Source organism: Pseudomonas sp. TWI929 (assembly GCF_039673335.1).
Lineage (GTDB): Bacteria > Pseudomonadota > Gammaproteobacteria > Pseudomonadales > Pseudomonadaceae > Aquipseudomonas.
This window is the reverse complement of the sequence record NZ_JBDJLK010000023.1, coordinates 12,916-21,652: the sequence shown is the minus strand read 5'-3', so window position 1 is coordinate 21,652 and position 8,737 is coordinate 12,916. Positions and strand designations below refer to the sequence as shown.

General features: G+C 62.7%; 8 protein-coding genes. 5 read left to right on the top strand and 3 right to left on the bottom strand.

Features of this window, described 5'->3' with window-relative positions; translation table 11 throughout:
- Positions 1-40: 40 nt before the first annotated feature.
- Positions 41-910, top strand: coding sequence for a 4-hydroxy-tetrahydrodipicolinate synthase (gene dapA / locus ABE456_RS12250; protein ID WP_346644154.1), 870 nt, complete (start codon positions 41-43; stop codon positions 908-910).
- A 43-nt stretch (positions 911-953) separates the two neighbouring features.
- Here dapA and ABE456_RS12245 read toward each other — a convergent pair whose 3' ends face one another.
- On the bottom strand, positions 954-1,790 hold the full coding sequence (locus ABE456_RS12245; RefSeq protein ID WP_346644153.1) for an outer membrane protein OmpK: 837 nt from the start codon (positions 1,788-1,790) through the stop codon (positions 954-956).
- A 238-nt stretch (positions 1,791-2,028) separates the two neighbouring features.
- A complete protein-coding gene (locus ABE456_RS12240; protein ID WP_346644152.1) occupies positions 2,029-3,273 on the bottom strand; it encodes a DUF1835 domain-containing protein in 1,245 nt (414 codons plus the stop codon).
- 255 nt (positions 3,274-3,528) lie between these two features.
- On the opposite strand from ABE456_RS12240, the gene ABE456_RS12235 reads away from it, so the two are divergent.
- Positions 3,529-4,434 (top strand): LysR substrate-binding domain-containing protein, encoded by a 906-nt coding sequence (locus ABE456_RS12235; RefSeq protein ID WP_346644151.1) that lies wholly within the window; start codon positions 3,529-3,531, stop codon positions 4,432-4,434.
- A gap of 89 nt (positions 4,435-4,523) precedes the next feature.
- Complete coding sequence (locus tag ABE456_RS12230) at positions 4,524-5,228, top strand: SDR family oxidoreductase (RefSeq protein ID WP_346644150.1); 705 nt, start codon at positions 4,524-4,526, stop codon at positions 5,226-5,228.
- A 7-nt stretch (positions 5,229-5,235) separates the two neighbouring features.
- Here the strand turns inward: ABE456_RS12230 and ABE456_RS12225 are convergent, their stop codons facing one another.
- A complete protein-coding gene (locus ABE456_RS12225) occupies positions 5,236-5,616 on the bottom strand; it encodes a tetratricopeptide repeat protein (protein ID WP_346644149.1) in 381 nt (126 codons plus the stop codon).
- Between the two features lie 271 nt (positions 5,617-5,887).
- Here ABE456_RS12225 and ABE456_RS12220 point away from each other — a divergent pair, with 271 nt between their 5' ends.
- Positions 5,888-7,513: a methyl-accepting chemotaxis protein gene (locus tag ABE456_RS12220; protein WP_346644148.1), complete on the top strand. Its 1,626-nt coding sequence runs from the start codon at positions 5,888-5,890 to the stop codon at positions 7,511-7,513.
- Positions 7,514-7,690: 177 nt separating this feature from the next.
- The gene (locus ABE456_RS12215) at positions 7,691-8,623 is read left to right on the top strand and encodes a transporter (RefSeq protein ID WP_346644147.1); all 933 of its coding nucleotides are present in this window, start codon (positions 7,691-7,693) and stop codon (positions 8,621-8,623) included.
- The last annotated feature ends 114 nt before the right edge of the window (positions 8,624-8,737 follow it).

The following is an 8,737-nucleotide window of genomic DNA, read 5'->3' as shown; positions in this document are numbered from 1 at the left end:
CTGCTGACGCTGACTTTCGGTCAACATCAGGAGTTTATGCATGTCGAATTTTCGTGGTATCTGGATCGCCCTCGTCACGCCATTGCGCGCCAATGAAGTCGACTTCGCCGCCCTGGAAAAACTGGTGAAGAAGCTGCTCGCAGAGGGTGTGACCGGTTTTGTGGTGTGCGGTACCACGGGGGAGGCCGCGGCGCTGTCCAAAGCCGAACAGCTGGCCGTGCTGGATGCCGTGCTGGGCTGGGTAGAGCCGGGCAGGGTGGTAATGGGACTGTCGGGCTACAACCTGGGCGAACTGTTGGCCTTCCAGGCTGAAATCCAGCAGCGCGAGATTGGCGGGCTTCTGGTTCCTGCACCTTGCTACATCCGGCCTTCGCAGGCCGGCATCGAAGCCTTCTTCAACACCGTGGCCGATGCCGCCAGGGTGCCTGTGATCCTCTACGACATTCCCTACCGTACCGGGGTGCGCATCGAGCGTGAAACCTTGCGGCGCATCGTGCGCCATCCACGCATTGCGGCGGTCAAGGACTGCGGTGGCGATAGCGAGACCACCATGGCCCTGATCCAGGACGGCCACGCCCAGGTGCTGGCCGGAGAAGACCTGCAAATCTTCAATAACCTGTGCCTGGGCGGCGCGGGGGCTATTTCGGCGTCGGCGCATGTACACGCCGAGCTGTATGTGCGCATGCTGCAGCAGGTCGACCAGGGTGATTGGCTAGCGGCGCGCGGTACGTTCTACCAACTGCTGCCCTGGGTAAAAATGGCCTTCGTCGAGCCTAACCCGGCTGTGGTCAAGGCGGCATTGCAGCTACAGGGGGTGATCGGCGACGAGCTACGCGAGCCGATGCAGCCGTGTACCCAAGCGACACGGGACAGGCTACCGGGTGTACTCGGGCTGCCGGCTGCCCTGTAGGCGCAGCCTTGTGCTGCGAAGACGCCCTTGCAGCTACACCAACTCAGAAATGGTACTTGGCCAAGGCGCTGACGGTATTCTGGTCGGTGGTGAAGAATTGGGAGTCCTTGATCCCGAATTTGTCGGACCAGTAGTCGTACTCAATACCGATGTACAGATGCTTGGCCTCGTAACCCATGGCTTTGCCCAGGTCGTACTTGAGCTGTGGGTTGAAGTGCAGGTTGGCATGATAGTCAGACTGGTTGCGTTGGCTGGCGCTCGCATCCTTGTTGTTCACGACCCAGTCCATGAAACCGTCGAACAGGATGTCGGATGAGCCAACCGGAAGGGTAATGGCCCACGCTGGCGTAACCTGCCAGGCGCCGGACGGTACGCGGTTGCCGTCGGGCTTGCGGTAGTAGAAATTCAGCTGGAAGTAATCGAAGCCCGGCAGGGCAATGTCGAAGCCAGGGCCCAGCAAATAGCTTTCGACGTCGCCCTCGCCAAATTCATAGGTACTGGCCAGCAATACATCCTTTATCGGGCCAAGGGCCAGGTCGACGCCGGTGATTTTGCCAAGCGAAAGGCGCGGGCTGAACTCGCCGTAGTAACTGCTCTTGCCATTGCTGGCGCTTTCCTTGCCGTTGTAGTTGATCTGGTCGACGAAGAACCAGATGTCTCCCCATGTCCAGTTGCTGGCACTTTCGAAGGTAAAGGTCTGCTGGATGGGTGGGTCGACCTTGAAATTCTTGCCCCAAAGGTAGGTGAGGCTCTCGTTGTGCCAGAGCAGCGGGCCATCGCCTACTGTCGGCCCAGGCGCCAAGTCTTCGCCGCCAGCAGTGGCCAGCCCGGTTGCCAGCAAGCCAGCGGTGAATAGTAGCGGTGCGAAGGTGCGGGCCATGGTTGTGCTCCTTGCATCTGGGCATCTGGAAACTAATGGATTAGTTCGCTTATCGCTAAAAGGCAAGTTTGGCTGAGCCGCGGAGCATGGCACCGGCTTTGCCGGTGTTCGCGGCTAAAGCCGCTCCTACAGGTGCAGCGCAAGGCTGGAGTTTGAGCAAGAAACGCAAATGCTGGGTGAGCGCTAGCCCTGTGGGCTTGCCGGCGATGGGCCGCACAGCGGCCCCTGGTTATGCAGGTTATTGCCGGCGCCACACTTCGCCTTGCTCGCTGACCACCCAAGGCTTGTCTGCAGCATCGACCAGCACCCCGCCGACCCAGCGCTGCGCAGGGCTGTGGTCGAGCCAGTGCGCCTGCCCGGCGAGCACCTGCTCGGCTAGCGGGGTCAGCCGCAGCGGTCGTTGTCCCCAGATTTCTCCCGGGCCCTCCAGAAGCAGTGGCTGCGGGGCGTGGATCAAGGGCTGCAACAGCACATGGAACATCAGGTCGCCCAGGTAAGGCAGGGGCTCATCCTGCATCATCAACTGGGCAAATACACGCCCGGCCGGTAGTTCACCACGTGCCGCCAGCACGCGCAGCAGCAGGCGTTCGGTAAGGCTTAAACCATCTTTTGCCCCCGGCAGTTCCTGTAGCTGGCGCGCCAGTGCCCCGCCCAGCAACGGCAAGGCCGGATGCTGGCGGGCGGCCAGGCCAGCCCAGGCTTGGGGAGCTGGTGCGGTATAGGCCGCCCACGCCTGGCGGGCCAGGGCCAGCGCATCCTCACCCAGCGCTCGGCGTTGTGGCCACAGCCAGGCGAGCAGGTCCGGGGCCAATTGCCCGATCCCGATGAAACGCTCGACACCGGGCACCTGGTTGATTTCGATCAGCTCAAGCCGGCGCGGCAGGCTGGGCAGGCTGGCGAGCACGCGGATCAGGAACAGCTGGTCGTAAGCATCACCTTCGCACCACAGCACGAGCTTGCTGTTTCTGCTCAACCCGGCCAGTGCGGCGCGCTGTGCTGCCTGGCGCTGCTCCAGGTCATGGCTGCTCAGGTTGAATGCCTGCTGCACGTAGGCGCTGCGAACCTGCCAGTACTGCTCCTCGGGCAGTGCCGGTACCGGCCCCATGACCATCGGGTCGTCGAACATCTGGAAGGCACCGGCAAAACCAGCCGTACGCAAGCTGTGGGCGATGTCATTACCGCACCGCCAATGCTGAACGGCGGCCTCGTCGTCGGCGGCGAAGCCGGGGTGACGCACGGCAAAGGCCACGGCATCGGCATGGGCCTTGAGCTTGGGCCAGCTGGCAAAGCCGGCCTCGCGGGCCACCAGCCATTGGGTATCGGCAAGCCGGTAGTCGGGGCCGGGCAGGCCAAGTGTGCGCAATTGCTCGCGGACGTCGTCAGCTTCGTGGTTTTTCAGTGCACTCAGCAGGCGCTTGGCACGCTTGCGCAAGGCGGGCAGGTCGAGCAGGCCGTGGTGGCGGGATGCATTGATGGCGGGCATGCCAACTCCTTATGGGCTCGGTCCGCCGACAAGCCGGGAGCTGGTATGAGAATGTGCTGACGCATGGCTCGGGCAACCCCTTCGCGCGGACCGCAGGCGCAGCCAGCGCCCTGGCGCCGACTTTAACGGGGCAGGCATCGGGTGGCAAACGATAGTTTTCCCATACGGCATTTGCTGGCACTTCATCGACTTCCTGGGCCGAAGGGGTTAGCCTCGGCGCAATGCTGCCGATCAGCCAATAGAAAAATCATCGCCATGCCTGCAGGTTTCCCCGGGTTGCCATCACTCAATGCCCTGCGCGTGTTCGAAGTGGTGGCGCGTCACTTGAACTTCCGCCTGGCGGCCGAGGAACTCGGCGTCACCCAGGCGGCCGTTGCCCAGCAGATTCGTGGGCTGGAGGCCGGCCTGGAGGTGCGCCTGTTCGAGCGCTTGCCACGAGGCCTTGGCCTGACCGATGCCGGGCATGCCTACAGCAACAGTGTGCGCAGCGCCTTGGCGATGATCGACGAAGCCACCCGGCTGCTACGCCCGGCATCTTCCCACCTTACAGTCAGTGTAACGCCAACCTTTGCCTCGAAATGGCTGATCCCCAGGCTGGGGCACTTTGCCGAGCGCAATCCCGACATCGACCTGCGGGTGCTGGCCACCGACCGGCTGTCGCACTTTCATACCGACGGCGTGGACCTGGCCGTGCGTTATGGCCAACCGCCGTTCGGCGCCGGGCTCAACGCCGAGTTGCTGATGGAACCACAAGTGGTCGCCGTGGCAAGCCCGGCATTGTTGGCTGATACAGGCCCGCCGGATGGTTTCGCGGCCTTGCAGCGGTATGTAGCACTGCATGACGCGCACAACTTCTGGCCGCAATTTTGCGCAGCGATGTTCCCCGGCCACCCACCACTCACCGCGAAGGCCATGCGTTTCAACCAGACCTCGCTGGCCATCGAAGCCGCCGTTGGCGGGCAGGGCATTACCCTGGCCAGCCATGCCTTCGTCAGCGACGACATCGCCGCCGGCAGACTGGTGCAGGTATTCCCCCAGCAGTTGCGGCTGGACAAGGCGTTCTACCTGGTATGGCCGCGCAAGGGGCAGCCTCCTGCAGCCCTGCAAACGGTCAGGGCGTGGCTGAAGGCCCAAGTTGACGAAAGAAAATCTACTGGCTAGGCAAAGCCTGGCTGCCTCCCTCCATGCCTGCATGGCTGCTACTGTGAATGCACTTGCAAACACATGGTCAAGTCTTCAACGGAGGCAATATGTCGGTAGAAAAGGTAGCAATCATCACCGCCGGTGGTAGTGGCATGGGCGCAGCAGCGGCTCGCCGCCTGGCCGCCGACGGCTTCAAGGTCGGCATCCTGTCGTCGTCTGGCAAGGGCGAGGCGCTGGCCAAGGAGTTGGGCGGTATTGGTGTGACCGGCAGCAACCAGTCGGTCGAGGACCTGCAGCGCCTGGTAGATGCCGTGGTCGCCAAGTGGGGGCGTGTCGATGTGCTGGTCAACAGTGCCGGCCACGGCCCGCGCGCGCCGATCCTTGAGATCAGCGACGAAGACTGGCACAAGGGCATGGACACTTACCTGCTCAATGTGATCCGCCCAACACGCCTGGTGACGCCGATCATGCAACGGCAGCAGGGTGGCGTAATCATCAACATCTCCACCGCCTGGGCATTCGAACCCAACGAGATGTTCCCCACATCGGCAGTGTTCCGCTCTGGCCTGGCAGCGTTCAGCAAGATTTTCGCTGACACCTATGCTGCGGACAACGTACGCATCAACAACGTCCTGCCTGGCTGGATCGACAGCCTGCCGGCGACCGAACAGCGTCGCGACAGCGTGCCGCTCAAGCGCTATGGCACCAGCGAAGAAATCGCTGCGACCATTGCCTTCCTGGCCAGTGAGGGTGCCGCCTATATCACCGGGCAGAACATCAAGGTCGATGGTGGCCTGACGCGCAGTGTCTGACCAGCAGTCAGTGCGCAGCCGTGGGCAACATGCCTGAGCGTTGGGCGTTGTGCGCGGCCTCTATCAGCTGCAGGTTGCGATTGCGCAATGCATGGTTGGCACCGACACGCAGGTTGGAGCGCAGTGCCAGGGTTTCGGCCTGTTCATACTGGCCTTGCTGAAGGCGCAGCACGCCAAGGTAGTGCAACGTTGCCGGGTTGTTTGGCTGTATGTGCAGCGCGCGCTCCAGGGTGGCTGCCGCCTGGTCCAGTTGGCCGTCGGCATACTGTTGCGAGGCGGTTTCGATCAGCGCGGTCGAAGCATTGTTGCTGCGCATGGGCGCCGAGCGCTCACCGGCCAGTGCGCCTTGTGCCGTGATTGCGCTGAACAACAGGAGCAAGGCTGACAAAACAGGTGTGCTGGGCATCGGCGGTAGACTCGACAGGGCTTGGGCAAGCCCCTGGCCGGAGGGCGAGGGGATGCTATCGACCGAAGCGGAGCGTTGAAGTTCCCGCTTGGGCAATGTGTTGCCTTTCCCCTGTATCTGGCCGTCAACAACTGTTCGGTTACCGCCCATAACCACCTCCTCGCGCCTCAAGCCTGTGCCAGTACCTCCGATAGCAGCACACCCACCGTCGAATCATCGACCAGAAGTGGTGCCAACAAGGAGTACTGCCCGCATGCTTGCCAACCTGAAGATCCGCACCGGAATGTTCTGGGTGCTGTCGCTGTTCACCCTCACCTTGCTGTTTTCCAGCGTCAGTGCCTGGCGGGCAGCGGTGGGCAGTGACCAGCAGATCACCGAACTGGACCAGACCTCGCGCCAATCGGACCGGTTGAACAATGCCTTGCTGATGGCGATTCGCTCCAGCGCCAATGTGTCTTCAGGCTTCATCGAGCAATTGGGCGGCAACGAAGAGAGTGCCGGCAAGCGCATGGCGCTGTCGGTCGAGCTGATCGACAAGAGCCAACAGCTGGTGGACGCGTTTGTCGAGAATGCCCGCGAACCTGCCCTGCACGCGCTGGCTACCCAGCTGCAAGCCACCTACGGCGAGTATGCCAAGGCAGTCGCCGGGCAGCGTGAGGCGACGCGCCAGCGCTCGCTCGAGCAGTATTTCAAGGTCAACACCGACGCTGGCAACGCCATGGGCCGGCTGCAGGCGCTGCGCCAACAACTGGTGGGTGCCTTGAGCGAACGCGGCCAGCAGATCATGCTGGAATCCGACCGGCGCCTGGCCCGCGCCCAACTGCTGAGCCTAGGCCTGCTGGGCACGACGCTGTTGCTGGCAGCGCTGTGCTGGGCCTTCATTGCCCAGCGCGTTTTGCACCCGTTGCGCGAAGCCGGCCGGCACTTCCAGCGTATTGCCGGCGGCGACCTGAGCGTACCGGTGCAGGGGCAGGGCAGTAATGAGATCGGCCAGCTGTTCCATGAACTTGAGCGCATGCAGCAGAGCCAGCGCGACACCCTGGGGCAAATCAGCAGCTGTGCCAGGCAACTGGACGCAGCCGCCAGCGCGCTGAACACGGTCACCGAAGAAAGCGCCAACAACCTTCGTCAGCAGGGCCAGGAACTGGAGCAGGCCGCCACTGCCGTTACCGAAATGACCACCGCCGTGGAAGAGGTCGCGCGCAATGCCATCACCACCTCGCAGACCACCAGTGAATCCAACCAGCTGGCCGCGCAAAGCCGCCGGCAAGTCAGCGACAACATCGACGGCACCGAGGCCATGACCCGCGAAATTCAAACCAGCAGCGCACACCTGCAGCAACTGGTCGGGCAGGTGCGGGATATCGGCAAGGTGCTGGAAGTGATCCGTTCAGTGTCTGAGCAAACCAACCTGCTGGCGCTCAATGCCGCCATTGAGGCCGCCCGCGCGGGCGAAGCCGGGCGTGGCTTTGCGGTGGTGGCGGACGAGGTGCGCACGCTGGCCTACCGCACGCAACAATCAACCCAGGAAATCGAGCAGATGATCGGCCGCGTGCAAGCGGGCACCGAAGCAGCGGTGGCCTCGATGCAGGCCAGCACCAGCCGCGCCCAGTCGACACTGGACGTGACCCTGGCCTCGGGGCAGGTGCTGGAAGGCATCTACAGTGCAATTGGCGAGATCAACGAGCGCAACCTGGTGATCGCCAGTGCTGCCGAAGAGCAGGCGCAGGTGGCGCGGGAGGTGGACCGTAACCTGCTGAACATCCGTGAGCTGTCGAGCTTTTCGGCGGCGGGGGCGCAGCAGACCAGTGAGGCGAGCAAGGCGATGGCGGGGCTGGTGGGAGAGATGACGGCGTTGGTGGGGCGGTTCAAGGTTTGAGGCGGGCGCAACGGCCTTTACTGCCTGGGCTGGCCTCATCGACGGCAAGCCGGCTCCCCAGCTGATCGGCACACATCGGGGTGCTGAAAGTAGAGACATCACGCTGAGCCGGGCGCCCGGGTTGCAGATCAACTACAACATTAAATGAAACCCCGGGGCCTGACAGGAAGCACGCGAATGTGGGCGAAACACAAACCCTGCGTTACCAGGGCGGTGCGCTTCCTGTCGGCATCGCTGATCATGTTGGCCCATGGCGCTGTTGCAGAGGATCTTGAGCCCAGGTCGTACGCCAATACGCCGGTCGGTATCAACTTCCTGCTCATGGGCTATAGCGACCTGCACGGCAACGTCACCGCCAACCCCTCGGTGCCGCTCGAGGATGCCAAGCTCGACATCAAGACCGTCGTATTTGCCTTTGCCAGGTCCCTGGAAGTCGCGGGCCGTTCGGCAAAGTTCGATGTGGTCGTGCCTGAGGCCAGGTTGTCGGGCTCTGCGCTGTTCGCTGGCCAACCCAGGGAGCGTGAGGTCACCGGGCTGATCGACCCAAGGGTGCGATTTTCGGTCAACCTGTATGGCGCCCCGGCGCTGTCCTTGGCCGAGTTCCCCAGCTACCAGCAGGATGTGATTATCGGCACCAGCCTTGCGGTCACGGCGCCGCTTGGCCAGTACGACTCCAGCAAACTGGTCAACCTGGGCAACAATCGCTGGTCATTCAAGCCTGAAATCGGTGTTTCCAAACGCCTGGGGCCGGTGACCCTGGAGCTGTCGGGGGCGGCAACTTTCTACACCGACAATCACGAGTACCTTGGCGACCATACATTTTCCCAGCGGCCGATGTACCAGACACAGGTGCATTTAATCTATGCCTTTGAAAACGGTGTCTGGGGCTCGCTGGACGGGACCTATTTCGCGGGTGGAAACACCTCTGTCGATGGCGTCGGCAACCATGACTTCCAGGAACACACGCGCTATGGATGCACCCTTACGCTGCCCTTGAATCGAAGGAACTCGATCAAGCTGTTTGCAAGTGAGGGTGCGCATACCCGTACTGGCAGTGAATACGATGTTGCCGGCATTGTCTGGCAGTACCGCTACGGCGGAGGCATCTGAAGCACAGGGCCAGGCCGCAGCATTGTCCTGCAGGAGCGGGCTTGCCCGCGAAGAACCCAACGCGGTGGATGGCACCGGCGTTGCCGGTGTTCGCGGCTAAAGCCGCTCGTACAG